Raw genomic sequence first — 25,507 nt, forward strand, 5'->3', positions numbered from 1 at the left:
ATGGACATCAGCGAGACCATAGTTCCGAAGTCTGACCAGCTGAATGCCGAGGATCTGCTCGTCGGACCGAAAACGGTGACCATCAAGGGTGTTTCACGAGGCGATGCCGACCAGCCTGTGAAAGTCGCCCTTGTCGAGTTCGGGGATGGGCGCCCGTTCAAGCCGTGCAAGTCGATGCGCCGCGTGATGGTCGCGGCATGGGGCCCTGACGCATCGAAATACCAAGGTCGGCGCATGACGCTGTACTGCGATCCCGCGATCAGGTTCGGCGGCCAGGAGGTCGGCGGCATCCGGATCTCGCACATGAGCGACATCGACGAGCGGATGACGGTTGCGCTCACCGTGACCCGGGGCAGACGGGCACCGTTCATCGTCGACCCACTGCCAGCTGCCACCGATGCGATCACCCCCGACCAGTCCAAGCGGCTCTACGCGCTACTGCTCGAATGCGGCCTCGACGACAAGGACGTCGCGCTCGCGTGGATCGGTCGAGCCATCGGTCACAGCGTCGCCGGATTGAAAGACCTGACCAGCGCCGAGGCCGATAAGGCGGTCGAAATCCTCGAGAACGCCGGGCAGCAACCCGACGAGGAAAACTCCGAAATCGTCACACCGGAGCCGGCCGAATGAGCGCGCCAGCGGTGCGCATGATCACCGACAAGCAGCTGTACAAGCTCAACATCCTGTCCAAGGAATGCGGCCTCGTCGATCGCGCTGCACGGCTCAAGTGGATGAGCGATGAGGTTGTGCGCGAACTGAAATCGTCCAAGGAGCTGACCTGCGACGAGGCAAGCATGCTCATCAAAGTTTTGGAGTACGAGAAGTCTCGGCGTGCCCAAATATCCGAAAGCACCACCACCGCAACAGATGAAGGAGTCGCATCATGGCCGAAGTAACCGAGAAGCCCGCCGATCTCAAGTCCACCAACGAACTCGACAAGTTCGACGACGGCGTGGCTGCCGGCCCGACCGAGATCCGGCTCGGTCAAGCCCTACTCATGACCCTGAGTGATCCGCCCGAGGCCGGCGAATACATCGACATATCGGCGCGCCTGTACATCAAGCACGCCGGTTTCGATCAGAACACCCCCGACAGTCCGAAAGTGCCTGTGCGTCAGGCCAAGATCATTGTTGCTTGGCCACTCGGCGAGCAGATGCCCAAGCCCAAGGCCAAGAACGGCGCCGAGGTCCCCGAGTGCGATGGCCAAGAGCCCCTGTTCGAAGACGATGACGACGAGGACCAGAACGGCACCGACGATGGCGGCCAGGAAGACGGCCAGGGTGACGACGGCAACGTCGTGTCCTTCACTGGCGGGCCGGCGTTCTCCGACGGCACCGACGAGGACGGCAGCGAGTAAGTGCCCACCCAACCAGTCATCGACCACCGCGGCGATTCTGCTCCCGCCACGGTGGTCGATGACTACCCACTCGGCGAGCACCCACCCGTCACCTGGTGGCAGGTGCAGAACATCCCGTACGGGGTGTACGTCGAAATCATCGTGCCGGTAGCCATTTCGGCTATCGAGGCCACGCTCGACCTGATCTCGATCGCGCTATTCGGCAAGCCCTGGTCTGAACTGGCAGGCCCGAAAGTGAGAGTGCTATGACCGATATCGTCTTCATGGACACCGAGACCCTCGGGCTCGATATCGACGCGCCCATATGGGAGTTCGCGGCAATCAGGCGCCATATCAACAGCCCAGAAGTTGCCGACGCGAGCGGCATCACATCCACAGAATGCAGGCTTCACATCCAGATTCACCACTACCCCGACCCATGGCTTGCCGGACCTGATGCGCTACCCGAGCAGTTCGCCGCCGATTACCGCGATCGGTTCGACCCGGCCAATGCCCTCAGCATCCCCGTGGCGGCGGCGCTTATCGAAGGATTCCTATCCGGTCGTCCCCACATCATCGGCGCCGTACCGAGTTTCGACACCGCCCGGATCAGCCACCAGCTGTTGCGCCCCGCCCGCATTCCTGACCCATGGCACTATCACCTGATCGACGTGGAGAACGTCGTTGTCGGGTACCTGGCAGGCAAGGGTGAGTTGTTCCCGCCGCCATGGAAGTCGGATCAGTTGTCGGCCGCCGTTGGGGTTGACCCGGAGGTGTTCGACCGGCACACCGCCATGGGAGACGTGCTCTGGACGCGGGCTCAATGGGACGCAGTGATGGGGTGCAGCCCTCGTGAATGACATCTACGCCGCCGAGCGCGACGAAGCACGCGCCGCGCGCAACGCCATGACCGAGATGAACCGGGCACCAAGACATCCGTACGCACACCTCGGCATGTGCGGCGACCGAGACGACGCGAGAGGCGAGACAACCGCGTGAGTACCCATATTTCGATGACTGATTTCTTCTGCGGCGCTGGCGGTTCCAGCACCGGAGCCATTCAGGTTCCGGGTGTGTCCGTCCGGGCAGCGGCCAACCACTGGCAGCTGGCGGTGGAAACGCACAACGAGAATCATCCCGACGCGGACCACTATTGCGCGGACCTGTCGCAGATCCACCCGAAGTACTTCCCCAAGACGACATTCGGATGGTTCTCGCCCGAATGCACGAACCACTCACAGGCCAAGGGAATCAAGCGTATTGACGCGCAACCTGACCTGTTCGGCGAGTCACTGCCTGACGAAGCTGCCGAGCGCTCGCGGGCAACCATGTGGGATGTCGTCCGGTTCTCTGAGTATCACCGCTACGAAGTGGTATTCGTCGAGAACGTCGTAGAGGCGGCGAAGTGGGCGCCGTTCCACGCATGGCTGGCGGCGATGGACTCCCTTGGCTATGACCACCGGCTCGTCATGCTGAACTCAATGCACGCCCAACTCGGTGGGTTAGGCGCACCACAGTCGCGGGATCGCCTGTACGTGATGTTCTGGCGCCGCGCCAACCGAGCGCCCGACTTCGAGCGCGTGGTGCGCCCCCGGGTCGTCTGCCCCGACTGCGGGCCCGTTAACGCCATGCAGGTGTTCAAGAAGCCTGGCAACACCGTTGGCCGCTACCGCCAGCAATACGCCTACCGGTGCCCGAACGTTAAGTGCCGCAACCAGATCATCGAGCCTTCAGTGCGCGTGGCCGACGAGATCATCGACTGGACACTGCTGGGCACTCGCCTCGGCGACCGCGAGAAGCCCCTCGCCGACAAGACCATGGCCAGGATCTGCGCCGGCATCGACCGCTACTGGGCACCGTTCATTGTCGAAAGACGGCACGACTACCGCGTGCGCGGTCTGGATGAACCGCTATCGACCGTCACGGCCAACGAGACCACCAAGGCACTCGCCATCCCTGTCGAAGGGCGCGAGGGCAAGCAAGCACAACCAGTGTCCGAGCCTATGCGCACCATCACGACTCGCAACGAAACCGGGCTGGCGTTCATGGCCGAACTGCGCGGAGGCAGCAGCGATGTCCGGGCACTCTCCGAACCTCTCTCGACAGTCACTGCTTCCGGGTTTCATCACGGCCTGGTGACCACCTACTACGGCAAGGGCACCACCCGACCGGCCGGTGAGCCGCTGTCGACGGTGACCGCTGTCGAACGCCACGCGCTTCTCATGCGAAACAACACCCCGCGCGGCAACCCGGCCCAGATGGTCACCCCGGTATCCGAGCCCATGCGGACTCTCACCACCGAAGGGCACCAATCGCTACTGTCTGCCGAGCGGCCAACGTTCAACCTTGACGATGTCCGATTCCGCATGTTGGAACCACGGGAACTTAAGCGCGCCATGGACTTTCCGGCTGACTATGTGATCAAGGGCAACCGACGCGAGCAGGTCCGGATGGCAGGCAACGCGGTAACCCCGCCGTCCTCACGGGATCTGATCACAGTGGGTGTGGAGAGCCTCTCATGACCGCGCCCTACTACCAAGACGATTCGGTCACCCTGCACCACGGGGATTGCCTCGACGTGCTGCGCGAGTTGGCAGACAACAGGGTCGATGCAGTGATCACAGACCCGCCCTACTCGCTGAACTTCATGGGGCGCGAGTGGGATTCGCATCGTTCAAGCGATGAGTTCCAGTCGTGGTGCACCGCATGGGCCACCGAGTGCCTGCGCATTCTTAAGCCTGGTGGCCACCTGCTGGCGTTCGGTGGCTCGCGCACCTGGCACCGGCTCTCGAGTGGAATCGAGGACGCGGGTTTCGAGATCCGCGACAGCATCGCATGGCTGTATGGCAGTGGGTTCCCGAAGTCGATGGACGTGCCCAAGGCCATCGACAAGGCAGCGGGCGCACAGCGTGAGGTCGTTGGTCGCAAGGAAGGCCGCGCAGCACAACCTCGCACCGATATGCGCGGTGGCAATTATGGCAGTGGTACCAGCAAGCCAGCCGCCATCGACTTGTCGGCAGTCACGGCGCCGGCCACCGAGGCGGCGAAGCGCTGGCAGGGCTGGGGTACCGCGCTCAAGCCCTCATTCGAGCCCATCGTCGTCGCACGTAAACCCCTGTCCGGCACCGTGGTCGCGAACGTGCTGGAGCACGGCACCGGGGCGCTGAACATCGACGCGTGCCGGGTTGGCACGGACAAGCGAACCAATCCCGCTGGCAGCCAGTCGAGTCTGCAGCGCGTTTCGCGTGTTGAGCAGGGCTATCGCGACAACCTGACCTCATCAGTTGGTGAATCCTCGATCATGTCTGGACGCTGGCCCACCAATGTAGTCCTCGACGAGCACCAGGCCGAAGTACTCGATCGGCAGAGCGGCGTGTCCAGTAGTCGCGTCGGCAGGCCGCGGGGCGCGGCATCCGGTGCGGGCTGGGGTATGACAGCCACGGGTGCCGAGTATGACGATGCGGGCGGCGCTTCCCGGTTCTTCCCGGTGTTTCGTTATGAGGCCAAGGCGCCGACCTCGGAGCGCCCCAGCGCCGACGGTGTGCAGCACCCCACCGTCAAGCCGCTGGACCTGATGCGGTGGCTGGTGCGGCTCGTGACCCCGATCGGCGCGGTCGTGCTGGAACCGTTCGCCGGCAGCGGCACGACCGCCGAGGCGTGCGTGCTGGAGGACCGTCGGTGTATCGCGATCGAACGCGAGGCCGACTACTTGCCGTTGATCGTGTCCCGGTTGCGTAAGCCGTTACAGCAAGGGCTATTCGGGCTGGAGGCGGGCGCATGACCCGCACCCCCGAAAGCTCAGCCGCCTACCGCGACGGCCGGTGCATCGACTGCCTGACTGAGCCGCACAGCGCCGGCCGACCCCGGTGCGACGAATGCCACAAGACCTACCGAAGGGGTGAGTGATGGGCGACAAGACTGGAATCGAGTGGGCAGACGCGACGTGGAATCCGATCACGGGTTGCGACAAGGTGTCTCCCGGTTGTGACCACTGCTATGCCGAGACATTCGCCGAGCGCTGGCGCGGCACCGAGGGCCACTACTTCGCCAACGGGTTCGACGTGCAGCTGCGACCCGACAAGCTCGCGTTACCGCTGCGTTGGACCAAGCCGCGCAAGGTGTTCGTCAACTCGATGTCAGATCTGTTCCACGACAAGGTGTCTGACGAGTACATAGCCCGCGTGTTCTCTGTCATGGCGTGCGCCGAGCGGCACACATTTCAACTCCTGACCAAGCGGCATGGGCGCATGCGGTCGTTGCTGAACTCAGAAGCATTCCGCGAGTTGGTATTCAAGTGCCAAGCGCTGGAGTTACCGGGCGATGTGATGGGCGACTACTGGCCGCTGCCCAACGTCTGGTTGGGAGTGAGCGCCGAGGACCAGAAGCGCGCCGACCTCCGCATCCCGGCACTGCTTGACACCCCGGCCGCCGTGCGGTGGATCAGCGCCGAGCCACTACTCGGGCCGATCAACCTCGATGACCATCTGAGGTATGGCGGCTGCGGCGACTGCGATTGCGATCACGGTTGTCAGGGCGTTGGCGCCAGCATCGACTGGGTGATCGTCGGCGGCGAATCCGGTCCCGGCGCAAGGCCGATGCATCCCGATTGGGCGCGCTCACTGCGTGATCAGTGCGTCACGTCCGGTGTGCCGTTCCTGTTCAAACAGTGGGGCGAGTGGCGTTGGACGCGTGAGGCAGACGACTTCGAGTTTGAGCAGGCGCACGGCGATCTGTACCCGAATGCCAAGTGGGAAACGGTTTCACCTGACGGTGTGATCATCGCTGACAACATCCCCCGGCCGGGATGCGCCACCATGCAGCGCGTCGGTAAGAAGCGCGCTGGGCGCGAGCTGGACGGGCGCACGTGGGACCAGTACCCAGAGGTGGTGCGCTGATGCCTGAACGAATCCAGTTGCGGCGCACGAAGGGATGGCGCAAGCCCGAGGGCGCGATCGTGGTGTCGCGGCCGAGCCGGTGGGGTAACCCCTGGTGCATCGTCGTTGAACGTAGCCGTGGCCGGACCTGGTATTGCGTGCGGCACGTCACTGAGGAACGTCGCCTCGGATCGTTTAGTGTCCCAGAGCACGCCCGGCAGACCGCCACCCGCCAGTACTACTCAGACCTTGTCAACGACCGTCTGCCCTACAGCGTCGATGACGTCGAGCGCGAGCTGGCCGGGCGCGATGTCGCCTGCTGGTGCCCGCCCGCCGTCCCATGCCGTAACGGGCGCATCGACTTCTGGCGGGTGCAATGCCATGCCGACGTGCTGCCCGAAATCGCGAACGCCACAACAGAATCGGAGGTAACGGCGTAATGCCCGTATCCAAACGGCTGAGATTCGAGATTTTGCGCCGCGATGGGCATACGTGCCGATACTGCGGGTGCTCTGCCCCCGAGGTAAAGCTGACCGTCGATCACGTTGTCGCCGTAGCGCTCGGCGGTTCGGATGATCCATCGAACCTTGTCGCCGCTTGCGCCCAATGCAATGCCGGGAAGTCTTCGGTGCCGGCAGATGCGCCCCTGGTTGCCGACGTAGCCGCCGACGCACTGCGCTGGGCAACGGCGATCGAGCTGGTAGCCAATGCGCGTGCGGCCAAACGCGCCGAGTCGGCCCATATCCATGCGGCGTTCATCGACAAGTGGAACACCTGGACTTTCCGCCGTGGCATCCATGACTACCACTTCAACCTGCCGGGCAATTGGCGTGCCAGCGTCGAGCGTTTCCTCGATCTCGGCTTACAGATGGACGACCTACACGAACTGGTCGACGTGGCGATGGGCTCTCGATCAGATGATCCGTGGCGGTACTTCTGCGGATGCTGCTGGCGGCGAGTTGAGCAGGCGCAGAAGGAAGCTCGCGAGATTGTCGAATTCTACAAGGACGCAGATTGGGGACACAATGGCTAGGGAATACGCCCGAATTCGGGTGAGCATCAACGGCGACGACGAGTTCGAGGCGCTGCCCGCCGACGCCCAATGGCTCTACACCCGCGTGCTGCTCACTGATGCCAGCCTGTCCGCTGCCGGCATCGCCGACTGGCGACCGAGCAGGCTCACAGTCAAGGCAGCCGACATGACCAAGGCGCGCCTGGTAGCCGCCGCCGCGGTGCTGGAGCGCCGACGGTTCGTCCTGTTCGACCTCGACACCGAGGAAGTGCTCGTGCGTTCCTATATCCGCAGTGACGAGCTGCTGCGCAACCCCAAGATGGCCGTAGCCGTCGTCAAGGCCTACGGGGCAGTGGCCTCCAAATCGCTGCGTGCAGCAATCATCTCGGAGATCAAGAGGGTGCGGTCCGAGTCTCCCGATTTCTCGTGCTGGACATACAAGGACACCGGCAAGGATCTCGCCGATCTGATGAAGAAAGCCGACGCGGATTCGGCGCCTTACACCAATGCCTATCCGGTGTCGATTGGTGATGCCGATTCAGTTCCCATCGCCAACCAGAACACCAATCAAAACGGTAATCCAGACCCCGGCACGGAATACCAACCAGAACACCAATCAGATTCGGTCCCGATTCCCTGCAACCTACAGCCCTCAACCTACAGCCATCAGCCAGAGGGGTTAAGTAACAGGGGTACCTCACCAGCCGAAGCCGAGCCGGACCCCCCACCCCCTCACTGCTCGAATCACCCTGGCGGAACCAACGACCCGTGCCGCGCCTGCGGCGACGCCCGGGAAGCACGCAAGCGGTGGGACCGGGCGGCAAGCGAACGGCAACGGGCGCAACGCGAAGCCGAGCAGCAGGTCGCGTACGAAGCCAAGCTCGCCGCCATCGCCCTGTGCGAGCTGTGCGACGACGACGGCTACCGCGGCACCCACGTCTGCGATCACGTCGACCGCGGGCAGACGGCAGCCAAGGGGTCCGCACTCGCCCGCGCCGCACTCGAGAAGGCGGCCGGCGATGAATGACCGCGAGGTTGACGAGCGCGTGGCCAAGATTCGCGCGTGCAGGCACAACCGATGGCACTACCGCGACGCCAACGGCAATCGCCGCTGCTGGGACTGCGAGGCGTGCGTCAGACATAACCCGATCGTCCCGATTGTCGCCGTGCACAAGGGGCTTGACCGATGAGCGAGCATCCCCGTCAGTACGTGCCCCGACGACCGCGCCCCAATGCGTCCCGCGGTCCCGTAGTCGCCGCCTATGCCGACAAGATCGATTACCCGTGCCAGAACTGTGGTGCCGAGTCCAACAGCTGGTGCAAGACACCTGAGGGCCGCGACCAGATCGCCCCGTGCTGGAACCGCGGCGCCATGGTTGGTGCGCGATGAGCACCCTGTGGATGTTGCGCCAGATGGGTTTTCGGCCCTGGATCGCATGGCAGCTGGTGTGTCTAGCCGCCCGCATCCACAACCCGCAATGGGTCGAACACATCACCATCACCACCCCCGACGGCAGCGCATGCAGCATCGAGATCATCGGCGACGAGTACGGCAGCGGGATATCGGCGACCACCGGCATCGGCTGGTGCGACCAGCGCGACGGCACCGAGGCCGCCGACATCGGTGGCGGCGTGCAACTGCATCACTACTGGCCCAAGCGAATCGAAGATGTCCGATGAGCGCCGCGGGCAAGATCCCAAAACTGGCCAACCCCAAGTCCCCCGCAGTCCTGGCCGCACTGCGCATCCCATGCCCGACATGCAAAGCCGCGCCCCAACAACGGTGCCGGGGCCTGAACTACCGCATCGTCCACTTCGCCCGCTGCACCTTCAAGGAGATCCCGTGACCATCGACGAACTCGCGAGCGCGATCGAGGAAGTGTCCAACTACCGCGAGGGCGCCCTGATCATCACGCGCACGGTCACCTACGGACCGTGGCGCTACGTCACCCCCGAGGAAATGCAGGCCGCAGAATGAGCGAGCACCCGCGCCCGTACGTCCCGCGACGCCCTCGCGCGAGCGCTGCACGCGGCCCCGTCATCGCCGCCTACGCCGACAAGATCGACTACCCGTGCGAGAACTGCAGGGCCGAACCGAACGGCTGGTGCAAGACGCCACACGGCACCGACGCAATCGCGCCGTGCCTCACCCGCGGCTCGAAAGTTGGTGCGCGATGAGTGAGAACTGGCGCCCTGTCTGCGGCTACGAGGGAATCTACGAGGTCAGTGACCTTGGGTCTGTGCGCAGCCTGGACCGACTCGACGCGCGAGGATGGCGACGCCGCGGGCACATTCTTCCGCAGACGCCGCATGTCCATTCTGGACGTCCTTCCGTCTCACTGACCAAGCGAAATCGACAGGCGAACAGGATGGTTCATTCGCTGGTGCTTGAGGCATTCAAGGGCCCACGCCCCACCGGGCTGGAGGCATGTCACGCCAATGGTGACCGTACGGATAACCGACTCGCCAACCTGCGCTGGGATACCCGCTCAGCCAATCAACTCGACGCTGTGCGGCTTGGAGAGCATGCACTCGCCTCTAGGACCCACTGCAAGCGCGGTCATGTTCTAGCCGCTCCCAATCTGTGCAACTACGGAATTTCCAAGGGGGTTCGCGCTTGCCTCGCATGCAACAAGGGGCGTCGATACCGCTCGCGTTCGCGCGAACACCTCGATCTACAGACCGCATCGGACCTGATATACGAGCGGATCATGACGGGCCAATTCGAGCAGGGGGCATGCAAGTGACGACGGTTTTAGGCATCGATCCGAGCCTACGTAGCACTGGCCTTGCCGTGCTGACCGATGGCCGGCCGACCGCGCTGCACTCGATCGGCTACGGCGGCCACGACGGCGATTCGTACGCAACCCGCAGCCGGCGCGTCCGCGCAGTGTGCCGGTCTGTCATCGAATGGGCACTGCGCGACGGCCGGCCCGATCTCGCCGTCATCGAGGGCCCCGCCTACGGCCAGTTCCTGCCCTCGACGTTCGACCGCAGCGGGCTATGGCACGGGCTATTCGGCGCGCTGGACGCCAAAAAGGTTCCCGTCGCGGTAGTTCCCCCGCAGACCCGCGCCAAGTGGGCCACCGGCAGCGGTAGGGCAGAGAAAGGCGAGGTTCTACTCGCCGTCCGCGATTGGTTCCCGGGCGTCAAGGTTCTCAACCACGACATCGCCGACGCCGCAGTGCTCGCGCTCATGGGCTCGGTCCAGTTCGGGGAGCCCATGCCGCCGATGGTTCAGGAACGCCAGGAGGCGATGAAGACGGTTCACCAGCCAGTGACCGGCAAGGACGGGCGCACCGTCTGCACATCGTGCCGCCCGGTTGTCCGCTGGCCATGCATCACCGCCCTGTACGTCTACACGACAGCGGAATTGGAGCGATTGGAGGCAGTGGCATGGCCGCGATGAGCGATTGGGACCGAGTGCTCAAGTGTTGGCCCGCACTCGAATGGGGCCACTTGCCAGATGATCCGTTCGACCCAACCCTGTGGTTCAGCGCGTTCTACAACGACGTGGATCTCAGCACGATCGACTGGGCCGACGAGATGCGCAAGCTGCCAGGACAGTTCACCCAACGCTTGTACTTCCCAGGCTCTCCAGATCAACGAATCATCGCCGAGGCGGTCTACGAATTGACGGGGAGCGACGGCATGACCGAATCGAGTGAGGCGCAGTCGGCCATCGCGGCGGCATTGGATCGCGGAATCGTTGCAGCCTTGAGTGATTCGGGCTGGGTGTCCAACATCGAGGACGATGAGGGCGCAGTGAGGCCCGGGGTGATCCGCGTAGACGGGGTGATCGACTTAGTGACACTGGCCGCCGAGATAGACAAGGCGATCGTACGAACCGCGAAAGATGCGATTGCACAGCTGCTCCAGAGGCACGTGTTTTGGAATGACGAACGCCCGGACGGCGATGTCCGCTATTGGTGCGATTGCGGCAAGGATATGAGCGGCTCAATCGAATGGTCTACGCACGTGGCCGAGGTGATCGCGGACGGATTATGCAATGACTAAGTGCCGCAAGTGCTCCCAGAAGTGCGATCTGTACCTGTGCTCGAAATGTGTCGAGCAGCTGCGTGAGCACGCAACCCAACTGGCTTGGTTGGTTGCGCGGCTCGATGAGACCGTGACCCGCCAAGACAAGCTCGCCAGCGCCACAATCGGCAAGAGCAGCGATGAGCCATTACCGTTCAACGCCAACGCATCAGAGATCGCCGGTCAGGCGCGCGGGACCATCACCACGTGGGTGCGCGCCATCTGTGAGCACCGCGATATCACGTTCGAGCCCGTGCGAGTGATGTCGCTTCACTTCATCGGTCCCCTGCCCGATGAACGCTGGCGACGCATGCCTCGCCGCTACCGGCCCACACTGGCCGACATGTGCGAGTGGCTCGCCGAACATGTGCACGCCATCGCTCTCACTCCTGGCGCCGAAGAATGCGCGCTGGATATGGCCGAGCTGCACGCGTCCATCGTCCGGGCGATCAACCGCCAAGAACGCCATTTCGCCGGCCCGTGTCCCACAGTCAAGGGACATGACCGGCGCGGACAGCAGATCACCTGCGGGCACATGCTGTACGCGGGCGCCGAGGAACAGTTCGTCGAATGCCCCGAATGCAAAGCCAAGATCGACGTTCAGAAGAATCGCCTGCGCACGTCCGTGGACCGCGACCTGATGCCTGAACCCAAGCTGCTCGAGGCCCTGCGCGCCGTCGAAGGTGGCCTCGATGAGGACGGAAACCCCAAGCCGGTGCCGTCCAAAAATCACCTTCGGCGCTGGATCAAGAAACGCCAGCTGCACATCCGGGGCTGGGTCCACCAAGGCCGTATCGTTGAGCATTACATTCAGCGCGGAGATCCCCGGGTATTCAGCTTCAGCCAGGCTCAACACCTGTGGTGGAAACACCTAGCCACCAACGCAACACAGGAACCGTCCGAATTGGAGGTGACGGCGTGAGTGACGTCCAACAGGAGACCTGCTACTGCTACTCGATTGTTCGGGACGACAAGGGGCGGCTGCAATGCCTCAAGCATGGTGACGTTACCGGTCGGCACGGGGATGAGCGGATCGGCAAGGTGCGCCTGGATCAATGGAAAGGCTGGAAGCAACGCGTTGATTGACGGGTGCAACACGGCCTCGAACAGCGTTGCCATTTCAAGCCTCTGACCTGCTAGAATCCGAATTGTCAGGAGTTCACCCTGCCCGAAAAACCCCGGTCTAGCTGGGGTTTTGTCATATCCGGGGAGGCGACCCAATGCCCAGTGCACCACCGCGTGTGTGCGCTCGCTGCCACAAGCCAGCGCCCAAGGGCCGGCCCTGCTCCTGCCGTCCAGCGTGGGAAGGCTCCACCCACGACAGCGGCAATGACCGACGCTGGCAGATGGTGCGCGATGCATACCTGGCCACACACCCGCTGTGCGAACACCCGGGCTGCCCCCGCCTTGCCGACGACGTAGACCACGTGACGCCACTGGCAGAGGGCGGCGAGAAGTACGACCCGCGCAACTTCATGTCCCTGTGCGATGACCACCACAAGGCCAAGACCAACGCCGACGCGCTGCGTGGCAAACACCGTCTGCGGACAGCAAACTCATACGCAAAGAGGCGTGCATAAATATTCAGATGTTTATGCATGGCGTATAACCCCGATTGGCCATATTCGCAGGTCAGAGGGGGTATAGGGGTGAATATCGCTCTGACCAGCACATATGCGACTCGCCGCGGTAGGTCGGCATTTTTCTGCACAACATTCATGCAAGGGGGGTTAATTATGCATAAACCCCATGGCGTGCCAGCAAATGGCTCCCGCGTACAGCAAATAGGTGGTGAGTGATGCCCGCGCAGCAGCCAGCGAAACTGCTCTTGCTCAATGGTCGTGGTGAGGGTCAGGACAGTGCAGGTCGGCCGGTTGCGCAGCCCCCGGCGTTCAAGCGCCTGGCACCGAATCCTCCGTCGTGGCTGTCGCGCGAGGCAAAGGCCGAGTGGAAGCGCGTTGCCCCTGGTCTGGTGCGTCTTGACCTGATCAAGCCGGAGGACCGTGCGACGTTGGCGGCCTACTGCGAGACGTGGTCGCGGTTCGTCGCGGCGACCAGGGATGTGAACGCGAACGGGATCACGGTGCGCAATGAGTCGACCCGCAAGGACGGCTCCACCTCGGTGTGGTGGACGAAGAATCCCGCGGTGGCAGTCGCCGAGCAGGCGTCAGCACGGTTGCTGCAGTTCGCGAACCACTTCGGTTTGACGCCGGCGGCCGAGCGCAACGTGTCCAAGCGAGACGACGATCGTGGCGAGTTCGAGGCGAACCCCTTCGCGGGTGCAGGGGGCGATGAATGACCACGTTTGGTGATGCCCGCCTACCCGCGCGGTTCTGGTCGAAGGTTGAGCAGCCGATCATTCCTGGCGGCTGCTGGCTGTGGGCCGCAGCGCTGGAGCATGGCGGCTACGGGCGGTACTGGTTCGACGGGCTAATGCGGGGTGCCCACCGGGTTGCGTACGAAGCGCTGGTGGATGCCGTGCCCCCGGGTAAGCATCTGGACCACCGATGCCGTTTCCGCAGCTGTGTAAACCCGGATCACCTGGAGCCGGTTACGCAGCGAGAGAACACGTTGAGGGGCATCAGCCTTCCGGCCATGTATGCCCGGCGGACGAAGTGCTCGAATGGCCACGAACTCAGCGGACGAAACGTCATGCCGCGCAAGGAGGGCGGCCGTCGTTGCCGGAAGTGCTGGAGCGATCGTGCCAAGGCGCAGCGCGCCGCCGTCGTCGCCTAGCGACGATTGGGATTCGGCCGACCTTGACGCGCTTAAGCTTTCGCCCGAGGTCGCGTACTACCTCCGCACACGCGGCTATCCGGTACCTGACTGCCCGCCGCTGATCAAGACCCCGGAGCCGCGGGAGGTCCCTGGGGCGCGGTTCGACCCGGAGCGTGCCGACAAAGTAGTTGCTGCATTCCGGCAGTTGCGACACACCAAGGGTAGATTCGCTGGTCAGCGATTCGATCCTGACGTGTGGCAGGTGGCGTACGCGATTGCACCTGTTGCTGGCTGGGTGCATCGTTCTGTGGATTCGGGCGATTGGGTGCGCATCGTCAGGATCGCGTACATCGAGATGCCGCGTAAGAACGGCAAGACGACGACGGCGGCCGGGTGGGGCATCTACCTGACGGCGGCCGATGGCGAGTTCGGCGCGCAGGTGCTCGCTGCGGCGACGACCAAGGAACAGGCCGGGTTCGTCTTCGAGCCGGTGCGGCAGATCGTCAACAAGTCGCCCGGACTCAAGCGGCACCTGCGAGCGCTCAAGCACCGGATCACCCACGCGGTATCGGGGAGCTACTTTCAGCCGATCGCCAACGCGGGTGATGCGCAGCACGGCGCCGACATTCACGGCGCGATCGTCGATGAGTTGCACCTGCACAAGGACATGGTGCTGATCGAGGCGCTGGAGACCGGCACCGGCTCTCGTGAGCAGCCGCTCATCATCTACATCACGACCGCGGACGCTGGGCGCCGGCACACGCCGTACGACGAGAAGCGCTCCCTGATCGAGAAGTTGGCGCGCGGGGTGCTCAAGCGGCCGAGCACTTACGGGGTGGTGTTCGCCGCGGAGAAGCCCGAGTATGCCGACGGCAAGCTGGTCAAGGGCGATGACCCGTTCGCCGAATCGACGTGGCGCAAGTCCAATCCGGGCTATGGGATCTCCCCGACGAAGCAATACATGATTGAGGCCGCGGAGAAGGCCAAGGACTCACCGGCCGAGCTGGCTCGGTTCCTGCGGCTGCACTTGGGTATTCGGACCAAGCAGGAAACCCGGTATCTCGATATCGAAGACTGGGACGCCAACGCCTCGATCGTGGACCTATCCCGGTTGGCCGGTCGGCAGTGCTACGGCGGGCTGGACTTGGGTTCGACGTCGGACCTAACAGCCCTGGTATGGGTATTTCCCACCGAGGACGGCGCGTTCGAGGTGCTGGCAAGACATTGGGCGCCAGAGGATTCCATCGCCGCACTCGACGAGCGCACTGCGAACGCGGCATCGACGTGGGTCAAGCAAGGATGGCTCACCACGACGCCGGGCAATGTGACTGACTACGACTTCATCGAGGCGCAGGTCGGGCGGGACCGCGACGAGTTCCTAGTGCAGGAATGCGCCTACGACCGCTGGAACGCCAACCAGCTGATCAACAACCTGACCAGCGACGGCGCGCCCATGCTCACCATGGGCCAGGGGTTTGCCTCGATGAGCGCACCGACCAAGGATCTGCAACGGCTGATCCGCATCGGCGCCCGTACCGATGAGAACGGCTTGCCGATCAAGCCCATGATCCGACACGGCGGCAATCCGCTGTTGCGCTGGGAGATCGACAACTTCGCCGTCGCGATGGACCCGGCAGGAAACGTGAAGCCGGACAAGGCCAATGCGGGCGACAAGATCGACGGCGTGGTGGGACTGATCATGGCGCTCTCGCGCGCGCTGGCCGCGCGTGAGGTGGCGGGCACGAGTGCCTACGAAGAAGAAGGGCTGATGATTGTTTAGACGTCGCTATGTGGCTGCTGGTCGCAAGGTATTGGTAAACCTGTTCAGTGGCAATGCAATTGAGGGTGTTTGCACTTTCGATGGTCGTGCCGGGATGATCCTGCGCGGCGCTCTGGTCCATGAGCCGGGTGTCGAGCATGCAATGCCTGCTGACGGTGAGGTTCGGATCGATCGGGCCAATGTCGACTATGTGCAGATGCTCTGAGAGGCGGTGTCATGGCGTTCGTCGTCTCTGAGGGCTCGGTACGCGGAATGTCCCGCCCGAGTGTTACCCCCATCCGATCAATCGAGCTGTCGCCATGGGTTGCGATGGACTACTTCGAGTTGTGGCGCAAGCAGCCATCGGTGCGGCGCACGGTGTCTTTCCTGGCACGCAACATCGCCCAGCTCGGCATTCACACGTTCGAGCGCCGCGGCGACAACGACCGTAAGCGTCTGACCGATCATGCCCTGGCCCGACTGCTGCAGCAGCCCAACAGTTTCACCACGCGGTACCGGTTCCTGAACACGTTGGTGCACGACTTCGCGATCTATGACTGCGCCTACTGGTGGAAGATCAAGACCGCGCTCGGGCCACGCCTGGTGCATCTACCGGCGCCGCTGATCACACCCAAGGGTGACAACTGGCTTACCCCTGAACAATTCGAGTTCCGGGGCACCAAGAGCGCGAGGCTGATTCCCGCCGACGAGGTGGTGTACTTCCGGGGCTACGGTGGCATCGCCGATGCGGGAGTATCCCCGCTGGAATCACTCCGGCAGATCTTGCGCGAGGACTGGACCGCTTCGGAGATGCGCGATCAGATCATGCGCAACGGTGCTCGGCATTCCGGATACATCTCGCGCCCTAAGGTGCCCGATGCCCCGAAGTGGTCGGAAGACGCTAAGGCCCGGTTCAAACGCGAGTGGCAATCCGAATACGCGGGCGCGATGGCGGCGAACGCCGGCGGAACCCCGCTACTCGAAGATGGCATGACGTTCGTTGCGGCATCGCAGACGGCGAAAGATTTGCAGTACATCGAATCTCGCAAGCTCACCGACGAAGAGGTTGCGCGGTCGTACTTCATCCCGCCGCCGATGATCGGGATTCTGGATCATGCGACGTTCTCGAATATCGAAGAGCAGCACCAGATGTTGTATCAGGACACCCTCGGCCCATGGCTGACGATGATCCAAGACGAGATCGTGCTACAGCTGTTGCCCGATTTTGAGAGCAAGCCCGAGAAGTTCTATGTCGAGTTCAACCTCATGGAAAAACTCAGCGGCAACGTCGAGAAGCGCGACGCCTCAATCACTCAATCCGTCGGCGGGCCATGGCGAACCATCAACGAGGGCCGCTCGCTTGCGAACTTGCCACCCGTCGAAAACGGCGATGAGCTGATCCGCCCGCTGAACGTCACCCAGAACGGCGACCAGGAACCGATCCCAGCCGATGACGGCTCAGCACCAACCATGACCCCGACGGAGAAGCCGCCGGCCGACGAAACCGAGCAGGAGGACTAATGCTCACCAAGAACACCTCTATCGGGCAGGTCAAGGCCGGACCCGACGATGGGCTCAAAGAAGGCGAATTCATCGTCTACCCATCGACATTCATCAAGCAGCCCGACAGCTACGGCGACATCGTTGCCCCTGGCGCATTCCTCAAGACAATCGCGACGTGGAAGAATTCCGGCCTGGTACTGCCCGGATTGTTCGGTCACCGGATGGATGACCCGGACTTCTACGTGGCCGGCGCCCAGGATATGGGCGAGGACGAGCACGGCTGGTGGGTCAAGGGCCTGTTCGACCTCGAATCGCCGAAGGGTCCCCACGTCTACCGGCTGGTCAAGGGCCGCCGGCTCAATCAGTTGTCATTCGCCTACGACACGATCGACCAGGCCGGTGTTGAACTCGAAAACGGATTGCGCGCAAACGAACTGCGCGAGCTGAAAGTTTACGAATTCTCATTCGTGCCCATCGGCGCGAACCAAGACACCTCCGTGGTGACAGTCAAGTCGATCATCGACCTGGTGTCCCACGAGGTCAAAGCTGGCCGCGTGCTATCGGCCAAAAACGAGAGCGCACTACGTGAGGCGCACACCGCGATCGGCGGCGTGTTGTCGGCTCTCGAAAGCACATCAGACGAGGAAAAGGCCAGCGGCAACGGTCCGTCTCGCCAAGCGCCGGAAGCGGATACGCAGCCGGGACAGCCGCGCGAGGCCAGCCAGAAGTCGTCCGTCGACACCTCGGCGCTGGACAGGCTCGCCGCGGAATTCGCGCTGAGCACCTAACCAACCCCAAGGAGAAAGATCGACATGACGACACTGCAAGAGAAGCTGGAACAGCTCCAGAAGGACGGCAACGGATTCCTGGCCAAGGCCCGGGAGATCGCCGAGAAGCACGGCCAGGGCGGGCAGTCCGAATGGCCCGAGACCGATGTCACCGAATACAGCGACCTGATGGGCAAGGCCACCCAGGTCTTGGATCAGATCAAGGTCGCCAAGGCCGACATCGCGGTCATCGACCAGGCCAAGGCGCTGGGCGAGCAGATCGGCAATCCGATCGAGACCAGCGACGGCGGCGACTACAAGGCCAAGGCGTCCAACCTCGGCCTGGCGGTCGTCGGCTCGCCCGAGTTCAAGGCGATGCTGCACCCGTTCACTCACAACGGACAGATCAGCATCCCCAAGGGCTCGCACCTGTCCTCGGCACCGATCGCGGTCAAGTCGCTGATCACCGGCTCCTCATCGACATCCGGCGGCGCGTTCGTGGTCAACGAGCGCACCGACATCGTCGAGATGCTCGGACGCAAGGAACTCAAGATCCGCGACCTGATCTCGACCCGCCGCACCGGCAGCGACACCGTGGAATTCGTGCGGCAGACCAGCCACACCAATGCCGCCGATGTCGTGCCTGAGGCGACCAGCTCGGCACGGCCGACCGCCCCGGGCTCCGCGGGCCCGACCGTCAACGTCGCCGGAGGCGGTTACAAGCCCGAAGGCTCGTGGGCATTCGAGATCGTCTCGACCACCGTCAAGACGATCGCCGAATGGGTCCCGATCACCAAGCGCGCCTTGGCCGACGTTGCCCAGCTGGAGGGGCTGATCAACGACGAACTGAGCAAGGACGTCGCCGAGAAGGAAGAGGATCAGATCCTCAACGGCTCCGGGTCCGGGGAGAACATCGCCGGCATCAACAACACCTCGGGCATCCAGGCCCAGGCGTGGACCACGGACTTCTTCACCACGACCCGCAAGGCCGTGACGAAGGCCCGCCACGTGGGCCGGGCCAACCCGAACGCGTGGGTGTTTAACCCCGCGGACGCCGAGGCGCTGGACCTGCTCAAGGACGGCGAGAACCGCTACTACTACGGCGGACCGCAGTCGATCACCAACCGGACCCTGTGGGGAATCCCGGTGGTCGAGTCCGAGTCGCAGCCCGAAGGCAATGGCCTACTCGGCGATTACAAGAAGGCTGTGCTGTGGGACCGCGAGCAGACCACGGTCACCATGACCGACTCGCACGAAGACTTCTTTGTGCGCAACCTGGTCGCGGTGCTCGGCGAGGAGCGCGTGGCGTTCGGCGTCACCCGCCCGCCAGCGTTCGTGTCGGTGGATCTGACCGCCTAAATGGCACTGATCGGAGTAGAAGCCGGGGATGGCCCATCGTGGCTGTCCCCGGCCCCACCTCAAGGAGGACCAGTGGAAAAGTACGACGTAGTGGTCAACGGCGTGAAGACCACGCTGCTGCTCAACGATGAGGACGCGAAGGCTAGGGGCCTGTCCCACAAGGATTTGGCATCGGTGCGAATCGAGGCCGAGTTGGCAGCCGCAGCGGCCGAAGCTGCGAAGGCTGCCGCCGAACAAGAGGCGGCCGAGTTGGCGGCGAAGCAACAGGCCGAAGCCGCAGCGGCCGAAGCTGCCGAAGCCGCGAAGGGCGCACCCGCACCGGCCAACAAGGCCGCCAAGGCTCCGGCGAGCAAGTAGGCGTAACAGTGCTCGATACAGCCGCACTGGCGAAGTACACCAAAGGCCGCTTGGTTGCGGATGATTCGGAGACCGAGCGGAACCTCGCGGCTGGACTTGCCGCGGTGCAGCGTTGGTGCGGCTGGCACGTCACACCCGTCAAGGAAGAGCATGAGGTCGAGCTCGACGGGCCCGGGGGGTCGCTGCTACGGCTGCCGACTCTCCGGGTCGTCGAGCTGATCAGCGTCGTCGAGGACGGCGTGACTCTCAATCTCGGCAGCCTGGAGTGGTCCAAGACCGGGCTGGTGCGTAAGAAGTCCGGGGCGCCCTGGTCAAGCAAGCTGGGTGCGATCACGGTGACGATGGATCACGGATTCGTCGAGGCCGCCGACTTCGAGTCCGCGGTGCTCTCATACGCCGACCGTACGTCGCAGGCCCCGACGGGCGGCAAGCCCATCGCGGTTGGTCCATTCCGCTGGCCCGAAGAGAAAGTCATTGCGGGGTCGGCATTTTCCATGGCCGAGTTGTCGATCCTGGACCTGTACCGACTGGAGCCGCAGCCGTGAGCGAGCCGGTGATCCGGCATCGCGGCGCCGGTCGTGACGAAAATGGAAAGCTCACCGCTGACGGCGCACCGGTGCCACTGACTGCGATCGGTGTCGCGCCCGGATCTGGCGGCAGCTCGGCAGGATCGAGCGGCGGCGCAGATCGAGTCGAGCGCGGTCGCACCGGTGAGGACACTCAGTGCGTCGTCTACTTCCTTCCCGGCACCGATCTGGTCAACAGCGATGAGCTGACGGTGCGCGGCAAGCGATACCGCAGTATCACCGTCAACGACTGGAACATGAACGGTCGCGGTGGCCTGGAGGTGCTGTGCGCCAGGGGGCAAGGCTGATGGCCTTCGTACTGGACCAAGAGGGCGGCGCCGAAGTCCTCAAGGTACTGGCGGCCGGCGCGATCAAGGATCTGGCGGGCCAGGTTGCCGATGCGATCGGCGAGGGCGCCGAGGTCAAGATCTACACCACTGACCGCGTCGCGGCTTCGGTGAGTGTGCCCGCTGAGATGCAGGCCAAGGATGGCGTGCTGACTCGTGCCGCCGCGGCGGCGGGGCTGGAGGTGCGGCCCAAGCCTGCCACAGAGAAGCGCAGTCGCGGCAAGGGGCGCAAGGCGCGGCCGGAAGCGACACCCGCGGAGGCGAAGGCGTCCGGCGATGCAAATGAGGCGTGGGTGGCTGCGCGGCGGGCGCAAGGCAAGGCTGGCCGGTGACGCTACCCGCGGTGCGTGAGCCGGTCGACGTTGCGCGGCTGATCAAGGACTGGCTGAAAGCTGATGCGGATCTGGCGGCCCGATTCCCCGAGTTGTCGTTCGTGTTGGAGTTGCCGGCCGATTGGACGCTCGACTCCGATCCGGTGCTGGTGATCGCTGACGACGGAAGCACATTGGACATGTGGCCGGTGGCAACTGATCCGACGATCCGCGGCACGTCGTGGACGTCGGGCCGGGAACCGAAGTACGCGTATGCGGTGATGGCTCGGCTGCTGACCGCACGCATCCCTGGTGTCGCCGCGATCCGGCCCGGTGCCGCGTTCCTGGAGGCCCGCGACAAACGCACGGGCGGCGACCTGATTTCGTTCACGGTTCTTACCCGGGCACGCACCCGATAACTGCGCTGTAGCGCACCGATCAACCCCGCCTACCTGGCGGGGTTTTTTGTTGGCCCGCAAGGGCTCTCACGCCCTTAAAGGAGGGAATCAACAATGGTTGCAAAGATCAATCCCGACGCTACCGTCATCCCGGATAAGGCCGAGGTCTGGCTGATACTCAAGCAGGATGTCCCAGGCAACAACATCGCCGCGAAGATCCCGACGAACGCCACCGCCGACCCCGGCGCCAAGGGCTGGGAGTTCTCCGGTCTGATCGACGACAAGAAGGGCATCCCACTCGACCCGTCCGGCGAGGTCAAGGAATACGACGCGTTCGGGCATCCGTCGTTTCGGATCAAGTTCCGCAAGGGCAAGCTCAAGAGCGGTTTCACCGCGCTGGAGTACAACTCCGTCACCCGCAAAGTAGTGCTGCCCGGCTCCACGCCGGACAAGTTGGGCATCCCCAAGGATGTTCAGATCTACGTGCTGTACCGGTACGTCGATGAGGACATCACCCGCGTGTGGGTGGCGTTGCGCCCGGCGCTGGCCGAACTCAAGAGCCACGGCGGCATTGTCGATGGCGAGCTGTCATTCGCGGAGATCACGGTGCATCACACCGCCGACGCGAATGGCGACGTGTTCAAGTACCTGGACAGCAGCACCGACGACGACGTCACCAAGACGTTCACTATCGGCGCGGGCGTGACCGCCTACACGGCAACGGTGGGTGATGACACCACGGCCTCCCTCACAGCGAAGACGGCGTACGCGCTGCAGTCCGCGATGCGGGACTTGGAATCTGTGCAGGCACTCGACGCGCCCGGTGTGACCGTCGAAGGCCCCGACGGCGGCCCACTGGTGGCCACCTTTACCGGCCCGGTTCCCGCTGTGTCGGCAACCGGCACCGGCGGCACCGTCACTGTCTCGTAGGTCGAAAGCACCCGCCCCGGACGCGACCGACTCCCGTGTCCGGGGCGGGGCTTCACCCAAGCGAGTCGATCCCCTTTCCCTGTAGCCAAGGAGTCGAACATGACCGCACCACGTAAAAGCGCACCGCGCAAGGCAACCCCGGCCGATGCGGCCAAGCCGGACCCGAAGAGGTCGGCGCAGGCACGCAAGGCCGAGGCCGAAGACGGGTTCGTGACCGTCGAGCAGTGCGGCGTCAAATTCCGAATCGGTCTCGGAGAAGACATGCCTTTCGAGGTCTTCGAAGAGATGAGCACCAGGCCGGAACCACAGACCGAGGGTGAGCAGCGTGAGTACAACCGGGCCATCACCAAGGCGCTACTGGGCCCGGATCAGTGGGAAGCGTTCAGAGCTGCGCGGCCCTCGATACGTGACTACAACGAACTCAGCGACAACATCACCGCACTGCTGGGAAACTAATTGGCCTCTGGCGCATACTCATTGAGTATGGCGACGAGATAGAGGCCGACCTAGCCCAGTACTACAACGGACTTGACCTCACCGATTTGTACCGCGGCACACTGTCTATCCGCCGCCTCGGCGTCCTGGTGCGCCAACTGCCGCCGCATTCGCGCACGGTAGCGGCGGTCAACGACGGACAGCCCGGATGGACGGTCACCGATCACCTGATCGCCGATGTGTGGGCGGCAATGGTCAAGTTGCTCGGCGACCCGAAGAAGGTTCCCGACGACATCGACCATCCGACGCGGGCCGCGATGGTCGCCAAAGCTGTTGCTGCAGCGAAAGAAGCGCTCAAGGCCATATTCCTGAAACGCAAAAGCGGTTACGCCAAGTAGCTGACTGACTGTGAAAACTGTTGTGGAGGTGAGATATACGTGACGACGCCAATCGGATATGCGGTCCTGCAGATCATCCCCTCACTCAATGGCGTGACCGAGGCGATCGACAAACAGATCGACGGCAAGGTCGTCAGCGTATCGATCACACCCAAGGTTGATCAGCGCGCCGCAGAGGCAGTCGGAAAGCAGACGCGCGACACCGTCGAGAAGCAGACGACGCAGGTCAAGGTGGAGCCCAAGGTCGACACCCGCGCCGCCGAGCGGGCCGGTAAGACCGCCGGGGACGCAGTTGCCAAGGGAACGAAAGACGCTGTCAGCAAGGCCGATATCGGCCGGGAGGCTGCGAAGGTAATCGTCGAGGGCATCGCGGGCGGCATGAAAGAGGAGCTGCGCGGCGGCCCCCTTGCCGACGAGATGGTTGACGGAGTTGTCAATGGCATCAAGTGGGGCATCGATAACGCTCGTGTCAGCGTCGGCAAGTCGATCGTCGGGTCGATTAGCGACAGCATCAAGGCTGGCAACATCGGCGAGACGATCAAGAATGCCGTGCTACCGCCCTTGGCGGACGTCGGCGCGGCGATACGCAGCGGCGCGGCCGGGTGGTCGAGTGGAATCGCTAATGCGTTGCGATCCGGTGATATTCAGGGGGCAACAGACGATATCGGTAACAGGGTGCGCACCACCACTGACACCATTGCAACCATTGGCGCTGCCTTCGGGTTCCAGCTTGACGGGGTGCGAGAGTTCGGCGAGGGATCGGCCACGACGCTGCAGACCGTGGGCGGCAATCTGCAGAGCATCCTCGGAACAGCAGTCACCGTAAAGTCCACCTTTGCCGATACCGGAGAGCTGTTGGGGTCGGTCTTACCTGGCCGGGCGGGCAGTGGCGCAAAGTCCATCGTCAACTCATTGGGCACCATCATCCCGGTGGCTGGCGCGGTGTTTGAAGCGCTCGACCGGATCACCCAGAACTGGCATGCCGAGCAGCAGGAGCGGTATTGGTCTCGCTGGGAAGCCGATCGGCGGGCACAGGACGCGGGTGTGAAGCCACCGCAACCGGGCGTTGGTGACTTCGGTGGCCCGCCACGGGTGGGGCAGGGCAACGCGGCGATGGCGCCGAAGCAGGTACCGCTTCCTGACCAGATACGCGCGAAAGTTCAAGCCGGACAGCTGCCCGGTTACTCGCTGACTCCCGACGGCCATGTCCTCGGACCGGACGGTAAACCACTTCCCGGGCTGAATGTCGGTGGCTACACCGGGAATTGGCCGGTAGACAAGATCGCGGGCGTGGTGCACGGTCGAGAATTCGTCGTCCAAGCATCATCGCAAGAGTCCATCGAGCGCGACCACCCCGGCTATCTGGATTACGTGAACGCCACCGGCAAGCTACCCGGGTATGCCGGTGGCGGCCTGGTCGCCGGGACTGCCCAGCTGCGCAAGATCATCAGTGATCGATTCGGAATCAGCAACATTGGCGGATGGCGCCCTCAGGACAAGTACGGGGAGCATTCCACCGGCCGCGCGCTGGACGTGATGACCAGCGACAAGACCAAGGGCGATGCGGTCAAGGACTTCGCCGTCGACAACGCCTCGGCCATTGACCTGAAATGGGCGATCTGGCAACAGAAACTCTGGTATCCGGGTGGGCGCTCGGAGAAGATGGCCGACCGCGGTAGCCCGACGCAGAACCATATGGATCACGTGCACATCTTCTCCGGGCCCGGTATAGCCAACGGTCTACTCGGCGCGTTGAAATCCAGGGGCGGCGAGACCGGGCAGGGCGTGGCCGCGGGCGTCAACCCGCCCGTCGGCGACACCGCGGTCTCGTCCGGCGGCACGGAAGCGGTGAGCGCGGCGGCGCCGGGTGGCGGCGGATCGTCCTCCGGTGGCGGCGGGTTCAATCTGCCGTCGTCCATTTCCGGGCTCTCGGGGATCGGGCTGGCCGGCATGGGTGTCAAGTCGCAGGTGCCCGGTCAGCCAGAGCGGACATTCGAGTTCGGCAACGCAGCTGCCGCAGCGGTTGGCGGGCAGGTATCCTCGGCGCTCGGTGTGCTCGGCGTTCCTGATTCGCCGGGCTGGCTCAAGGGAATCTCTCAGTTCGTCAGCGGCATATCCATTGGTGGCGGCGGTTCCGGTGGTGGCCTTGGTGCGTCCGATGGCGCTGGGATTGGCCGATTCGGCGGAGCGGCGCCAATCTCGGCGTCGGCCGCTGTGCCGGCGCCCGCAGCGCTTCCCGCGGGGACGGCTCACGGGGGCCGCGCGGGGCAGCAGCCCGGGCCGACATTCAACACCACGATCAGCGCGTTCGACACCAGCGATGCCGTGTCGATGATGCGTCGGCAGCAGGACGAAATCACGGCGGCGAAATTGGGCAGGTGGTCATAAATGGCGGTACA

The 25,507-nt window shown here is 63.8% G+C and carries 38 protein-coding genes; all 38 read left to right on the forward strand.

What is annotated here, in order from left to right:
- The 38 genes from AOT83_RS26355 (at position 1) to AOT83_RS26520 (ending at position 25,496) form a co-directional block, all read left to right on the forward strand.
- On the forward strand, positions 1-630 hold the full coding sequence (locus tag AOT83_RS26355; RefSeq protein WP_057965655.1) for a hypothetical protein: 630 nt from the start codon (positions 1-3) through the stop codon (positions 628-630).
- A complete protein-coding gene (locus AOT83_RS26360; protein WP_057965654.1) occupies positions 627-896 on the forward strand; it encodes a hypothetical protein in 270 nt (89 codons plus the stop codon). Before AOT83_RS26355 ends, AOT83_RS26360 begins: the two co-directional genes overlap by 4 nt.
- On the forward strand, positions 884-1,357 hold the full coding sequence (locus tag AOT83_RS26365; protein WP_057965653.1) for a hypothetical protein: 474 nt from the start codon (positions 884-886) through the stop codon (positions 1,355-1,357). Before AOT83_RS26360 ends, AOT83_RS26365 begins: the two co-directional genes overlap by 13 nt.
- Positions 1,358-1,606, forward strand: a complete 249-nt coding sequence (locus AOT83_RS26370; RefSeq protein WP_057965652.1) for a hypothetical protein — start codon at positions 1,358-1,360, stop codon at positions 1,604-1,606.
- The gene (locus tag AOT83_RS26375; protein ID WP_057965651.1) at positions 1,603-2,196 is read left to right on the forward strand and encodes a hypothetical protein; all 594 of its coding nucleotides are present in this window, start codon (positions 1,603-1,605) and stop codon (positions 2,194-2,196) included. The genes AOT83_RS26370 and AOT83_RS26375 overlap by 4 nt, the downstream gene beginning before the upstream one ends.
- Complete coding sequence (locus tag AOT83_RS27980; protein ID WP_165592900.1) at positions 2,189-2,335, forward strand: hypothetical protein; 147 nt, start codon at positions 2,189-2,191, stop codon at positions 2,333-2,335. Before AOT83_RS26375 ends, AOT83_RS27980 begins: the two co-directional genes overlap by 8 nt.
- Entirely contained in the window at positions 2,332-3,858 is a 1,527-nt protein-coding gene (locus tag AOT83_RS26380; protein ID WP_057965650.1) for a DNA cytosine methyltransferase, read from the forward strand. The genes AOT83_RS27980 and AOT83_RS26380 overlap by 4 nt, the downstream gene beginning before the upstream one ends.
- Positions 3,855-5,117, forward strand: coding sequence for a site-specific DNA-methyltransferase (locus AOT83_RS26385; protein ID WP_057965649.1), 1,263 nt, complete (start codon positions 3,855-3,857; stop codon positions 5,115-5,117). The genes AOT83_RS26380 and AOT83_RS26385 overlap by 4 nt, the downstream gene beginning before the upstream one ends.
- A 124-nt stretch (positions 5,118-5,241) precedes the next feature.
- Entirely contained in the window at positions 5,242-6,231 is a 990-nt protein-coding gene (locus tag AOT83_RS26390; protein ID WP_057965648.1) for a phage Gp37/Gp68 family protein, read from the forward strand.
- Positions 6,231-6,650, forward strand: a complete 420-nt coding sequence (locus tag AOT83_RS26395) for a DUF4326 domain-containing protein (RefSeq protein WP_057965647.1) — start codon at positions 6,231-6,233, stop codon at positions 6,648-6,650. Before AOT83_RS26390 ends, AOT83_RS26395 begins: the two co-directional genes overlap by 1 nt.
- Complete coding sequence (locus tag AOT83_RS26400) at positions 6,650-7,243, forward strand: HNH endonuclease (protein ID WP_057965646.1); 594 nt, start codon at positions 6,650-6,652, stop codon at positions 7,241-7,243. Before AOT83_RS26395 ends, AOT83_RS26400 begins: the two co-directional genes overlap by 1 nt.
- The gene (locus AOT83_RS28295) at positions 7,236-8,249 is read left to right on the forward strand and encodes a hypothetical protein (RefSeq protein ID WP_240483020.1); all 1,014 of its coding nucleotides are present in this window, start codon (positions 7,236-7,238) and stop codon (positions 8,247-8,249) included. Before AOT83_RS26400 ends, AOT83_RS28295 begins: the two co-directional genes overlap by 8 nt.
- On the forward strand, positions 8,242-8,412 hold the full coding sequence (locus AOT83_RS27985; protein ID WP_157858367.1) for a hypothetical protein: 171 nt from the start codon (positions 8,242-8,244) through the stop codon (positions 8,410-8,412). Before AOT83_RS28295 ends, AOT83_RS27985 begins: the two co-directional genes overlap by 8 nt.
- Complete coding sequence (locus AOT83_RS26410) at positions 8,409-8,612, forward strand: hypothetical protein (protein WP_240483019.1); 204 nt, start codon at positions 8,409-8,411, stop codon at positions 8,610-8,612. Before AOT83_RS27985 ends, AOT83_RS26410 begins: the two co-directional genes overlap by 4 nt.
- The gene (locus AOT83_RS26415) at positions 8,609-8,902 is read left to right on the forward strand and encodes a hypothetical protein (protein WP_240483018.1); all 294 of its coding nucleotides are present in this window, start codon (positions 8,609-8,611) and stop codon (positions 8,900-8,902) included. Before AOT83_RS26410 ends, AOT83_RS26415 begins: the two co-directional genes overlap by 4 nt.
- On the forward strand, positions 8,899-9,069 hold the full coding sequence (locus AOT83_RS27990) for a hypothetical protein (RefSeq protein ID WP_165592901.1): 171 nt from the start codon (positions 8,899-8,901) through the stop codon (positions 9,067-9,069). Before AOT83_RS26415 ends, AOT83_RS27990 begins: the two co-directional genes overlap by 4 nt.
- Positions 9,066-9,200, forward strand: coding sequence for a hypothetical protein (locus AOT83_RS28385; protein WP_276203390.1), 135 nt, complete (start codon positions 9,066-9,068; stop codon positions 9,198-9,200). The genes AOT83_RS27990 and AOT83_RS28385 overlap by 4 nt, the downstream gene beginning before the upstream one ends.
- A gap of 765 nt (positions 9,201-9,965) precedes the next feature.
- Positions 9,966-10,631, forward strand: coding sequence for a crossover junction endodeoxyribonuclease RuvC (locus AOT83_RS26425; protein WP_082628301.1), 666 nt, complete (start codon positions 9,966-9,968; stop codon positions 10,629-10,631).
- Positions 10,628-11,239, forward strand: a complete 612-nt coding sequence (locus AOT83_RS26430; protein WP_131726920.1) for a hypothetical protein — start codon at positions 10,628-10,630, stop codon at positions 11,237-11,239. The genes AOT83_RS26425 and AOT83_RS26430 overlap by 4 nt, the downstream gene beginning before the upstream one ends.
- Complete coding sequence (locus tag AOT83_RS26435) at positions 11,232-12,182, forward strand: hypothetical protein (protein ID WP_057965642.1); 951 nt, start codon at positions 11,232-11,234, stop codon at positions 12,180-12,182. Before AOT83_RS26430 ends, AOT83_RS26435 begins: the two co-directional genes overlap by 8 nt.
- Positions 12,179-12,346 carry a hypothetical protein gene (locus AOT83_RS27995; protein ID WP_165592902.1) on the forward strand — a complete coding sequence of 56 codons (168 nt, stop codon included), beginning with the start codon at positions 12,179-12,181 and terminating at the stop codon, positions 12,344-12,346. Before AOT83_RS26435 ends, AOT83_RS27995 begins: the two co-directional genes overlap by 4 nt.
- A 260-nt stretch (positions 12,347-12,606) precedes the next feature.
- On the forward strand, positions 12,607-12,840 hold the full coding sequence (locus AOT83_RS26440; RefSeq protein ID WP_240488010.1) for an HNH endonuclease signature motif containing protein: 234 nt from the start codon (positions 12,607-12,609) through the stop codon (positions 12,838-12,840).
- A 218-nt stretch (positions 12,841-13,058) separates the two neighbouring features.
- The gene (locus AOT83_RS26445) at positions 13,059-13,559 is read left to right on the forward strand and encodes a phage terminase small subunit P27 family (protein ID WP_057965641.1); all 501 of its coding nucleotides are present in this window, start codon (positions 13,059-13,061) and stop codon (positions 13,557-13,559) included.
- Positions 13,556-13,996 carry an HNH endonuclease signature motif containing protein gene (locus AOT83_RS26450; protein WP_057965640.1) on the forward strand — a complete coding sequence of 147 codons (441 nt, stop codon included), beginning with the start codon at positions 13,556-13,558 and terminating at the stop codon, positions 13,994-13,996. Before AOT83_RS26445 ends, AOT83_RS26450 begins: the two co-directional genes overlap by 4 nt.
- Entirely contained in the window at positions 13,962-15,758 is a 1,797-nt protein-coding gene (locus tag AOT83_RS26455) for a terminase TerL endonuclease subunit (protein ID WP_057965639.1), read from the forward strand. Before AOT83_RS26450 ends, AOT83_RS26455 begins: the two co-directional genes overlap by 35 nt.
- A gap of 10 nt (positions 15,759-15,768) precedes the next feature.
- A complete protein-coding gene (locus AOT83_RS26460; RefSeq protein WP_232785175.1) occupies positions 15,769-15,963 on the forward strand; it encodes a hypothetical protein in 195 nt (64 codons plus the stop codon).
- Between the two features lie 11 nt (positions 15,964-15,974).
- Positions 15,975-17,258 carry a phage portal protein gene (locus AOT83_RS26465; protein ID WP_057965637.1) on the forward strand — a complete coding sequence of 428 codons (1,284 nt, stop codon included), beginning with the start codon at positions 15,975-15,977 and terminating at the stop codon, positions 17,256-17,258.
- Positions 17,258-18,028: an HK97 family phage prohead protease gene (locus AOT83_RS26470; protein WP_057965636.1), complete on the forward strand. Its 771-nt coding sequence runs from the start codon at positions 17,258-17,260 to the stop codon at positions 18,026-18,028. The genes AOT83_RS26465 and AOT83_RS26470 overlap by 1 nt, the downstream gene beginning before the upstream one ends.
- A 24-nt stretch (positions 18,029-18,052) precedes the next feature.
- Entirely contained in the window at positions 18,053-19,366 is a 1,314-nt protein-coding gene (locus AOT83_RS26475) for a phage major capsid protein (protein ID WP_057965635.1), read from the forward strand.
- Positions 19,367-19,438: 72 nt separating this feature from the next.
- Positions 19,439-19,723, forward strand: a complete 285-nt coding sequence (locus AOT83_RS28300; RefSeq protein ID WP_057965634.1) for a hypothetical protein — start codon at positions 19,439-19,441, stop codon at positions 19,721-19,723.
- 8 nt (positions 19,724-19,731) lie between these two features.
- Entirely contained in the window at positions 19,732-20,268 is a 537-nt protein-coding gene (locus tag AOT83_RS26485; RefSeq protein WP_057965633.1) for a hypothetical protein, read from the forward strand.
- Positions 20,265-20,597 carry a hypothetical protein gene (locus AOT83_RS26490; protein WP_057965632.1) on the forward strand — a complete coding sequence of 111 codons (333 nt, stop codon included), beginning with the start codon at positions 20,265-20,267 and terminating at the stop codon, positions 20,595-20,597. The genes AOT83_RS26485 and AOT83_RS26490 overlap by 4 nt, the downstream gene beginning before the upstream one ends.
- Positions 20,597-20,968, forward strand: a complete 372-nt coding sequence (locus tag AOT83_RS26495) for a hypothetical protein (RefSeq protein WP_057965631.1) — start codon at positions 20,597-20,599, stop codon at positions 20,966-20,968. The genes AOT83_RS26490 and AOT83_RS26495 overlap by 1 nt, the downstream gene beginning before the upstream one ends.
- The gene (locus tag AOT83_RS26500) at positions 20,965-21,366 is read left to right on the forward strand and encodes a hypothetical protein (protein WP_057965630.1); all 402 of its coding nucleotides are present in this window, start codon (positions 20,965-20,967) and stop codon (positions 21,364-21,366) included. Before AOT83_RS26495 ends, AOT83_RS26500 begins: the two co-directional genes overlap by 4 nt.
- Before the next feature lie 93 nt (positions 21,367-21,459).
- Complete coding sequence (locus AOT83_RS26505; protein WP_057965629.1) at positions 21,460-22,275, forward strand: hypothetical protein; 816 nt, start codon at positions 21,460-21,462, stop codon at positions 22,273-22,275.
- Positions 22,276-22,374: 99 nt separating this feature from the next.
- A complete protein-coding gene (locus AOT83_RS26510) occupies positions 22,375-22,731 on the forward strand; it encodes a hypothetical protein (protein ID WP_057965628.1) in 357 nt (118 codons plus the stop codon).
- Positions 22,732-22,817: 86 nt separating this feature from the next.
- On the forward strand, positions 22,818-23,108 hold the full coding sequence (locus AOT83_RS26515; protein WP_057965627.1) for a hypothetical protein: 291 nt from the start codon (positions 22,818-22,820) through the stop codon (positions 23,106-23,108).
- Positions 23,109-23,147: 39 nt separating this feature from the next.
- Positions 23,148-25,496, forward strand: a complete 2,349-nt coding sequence (locus AOT83_RS26520; RefSeq protein WP_057965626.1) for a hypothetical protein — start codon at positions 23,148-23,150, stop codon at positions 25,494-25,496.
- The last annotated feature ends 11 nt before the right edge of the window (positions 25,497-25,507 follow it).

This window comes from Mycobacteroides sp. H001, from assembly GCF_001440005.1.
Lineage (GTDB): Bacteria > Actinomycetota > Actinomycetes > Mycobacteriales > Mycobacteriaceae > Mycobacterium > Mycobacterium gwanakae.

Bases quoted from the DNA above. Each gene is read 5' to 3' on its own strand.
- AOT83_RS26355 (WP_057965655.1), top strand. From the start codon at position 1: ATGGACATCAGCGAGACCATAGTTCCGAAGTCTGACCAGCTGAATGCC.
- AOT83_RS26360 (WP_057965654.1), top strand. From the start codon at position 627: ATGAGCGCGCCAGCGGTGCGCATGATCACCGACAAGCAGCTGTACAAG.
- AOT83_RS26365 (WP_057965653.1), top strand. From the start codon at position 884: ATGGCCGAAGTAACCGAGAAGCCCGCCGATCTCAAGTCCACCAACGAA.
- AOT83_RS26375 (WP_057965651.1), top strand. From the start codon at position 1,603: ATGACCGATATCGTCTTCATGGACACCGAGACCCTCGGGCTCGATATC.
- AOT83_RS26385 (WP_057965649.1), top strand. From the start codon at position 3,855: ATGACCGCGCCCTACTACCAAGACGATTCGGTCACCCTGCACCACGGG.
- AOT83_RS26390 (WP_057965648.1), top strand. From the start codon at position 5,242: ATGGGCGACAAGACTGGAATCGAGTGGGCAGACGCGACGTGGAATCCG.
- AOT83_RS26395 (WP_057965647.1), top strand. From the start codon at position 6,231: ATGCCTGAACGAATCCAGTTGCGGCGCACGAAGGGATGGCGCAAGCCC.
- AOT83_RS26400 (WP_057965646.1), top strand. From the start codon at position 6,650: ATGCCCGTATCCAAACGGCTGAGATTCGAGATTTTGCGCCGCGATGGG.
- AOT83_RS28295 (WP_240483020.1), top strand. From the start codon at position 7,236: ATGGCTAGGGAATACGCCCGAATTCGGGTGAGCATCAACGGCGACGAC.
- AOT83_RS27985 (WP_157858367.1), top strand. From the start codon at position 8,242: ATGAATGACCGCGAGGTTGACGAGCGCGTGGCCAAGATTCGCGCGTGC.
- AOT83_RS26410 (WP_240483019.1), top strand. From the start codon at position 8,409: ATGAGCGAGCATCCCCGTCAGTACGTGCCCCGACGACCGCGCCCCAAT.
- AOT83_RS26415 (WP_240483018.1), top strand. From the start codon at position 8,609: ATGAGCACCCTGTGGATGTTGCGCCAGATGGGTTTTCGGCCCTGGATC.
- AOT83_RS27990 (WP_165592901.1), top strand. From the start codon at position 8,899: ATGAGCGCCGCGGGCAAGATCCCAAAACTGGCCAACCCCAAGTCCCCC.
- AOT83_RS26430 (WP_131726920.1), top strand. From the start codon at position 10,628: ATGAGCGATTGGGACCGAGTGCTCAAGTGTTGGCCCGCACTCGAATGG.
- AOT83_RS26435 (WP_057965642.1), top strand. From the start codon at position 11,232: ATGACTAAGTGCCGCAAGTGCTCCCAGAAGTGCGATCTGTACCTGTGC.
- AOT83_RS26440 (WP_240488010.1), top strand. From the start codon at position 12,607: ATGGTGCGCGATGCATACCTGGCCACACACCCGCTGTGCGAACACCCG.
- AOT83_RS26445 (WP_057965641.1), top strand. From the start codon at position 13,059: ATGCCCGCGCAGCAGCCAGCGAAACTGCTCTTGCTCAATGGTCGTGGT.
- AOT83_RS26450 (WP_057965640.1), top strand. From the start codon at position 13,556: ATGACCACGTTTGGTGATGCCCGCCTACCCGCGCGGTTCTGGTCGAAG.
- AOT83_RS26465 (WP_057965637.1), top strand. From the start codon at position 15,975: ATGGCGTTCGTCGTCTCTGAGGGCTCGGTACGCGGAATGTCCCGCCCG.
- AOT83_RS26470 (WP_057965636.1), top strand. From the start codon at position 17,258: ATGCTCACCAAGAACACCTCTATCGGGCAGGTCAAGGCCGGACCCGAC.
- AOT83_RS26475 (WP_057965635.1), top strand. From the start codon at position 18,053: ATGACGACACTGCAAGAGAAGCTGGAACAGCTCCAGAAGGACGGCAAC.
- AOT83_RS26495 (WP_057965631.1), top strand. From the start codon at position 20,597: ATGGCCTTCGTACTGGACCAAGAGGGCGGCGCCGAAGTCCTCAAGGTA.
- AOT83_RS26505 (WP_057965629.1), top strand. From the start codon at position 21,460: ATGGTTGCAAAGATCAATCCCGACGCTACCGTCATCCCGGATAAGGCC.
- AOT83_RS26510 (WP_057965628.1), top strand. From the start codon at position 22,375: ATGACCGCACCACGTAAAAGCGCACCGCGCAAGGCAACCCCGGCCGAT.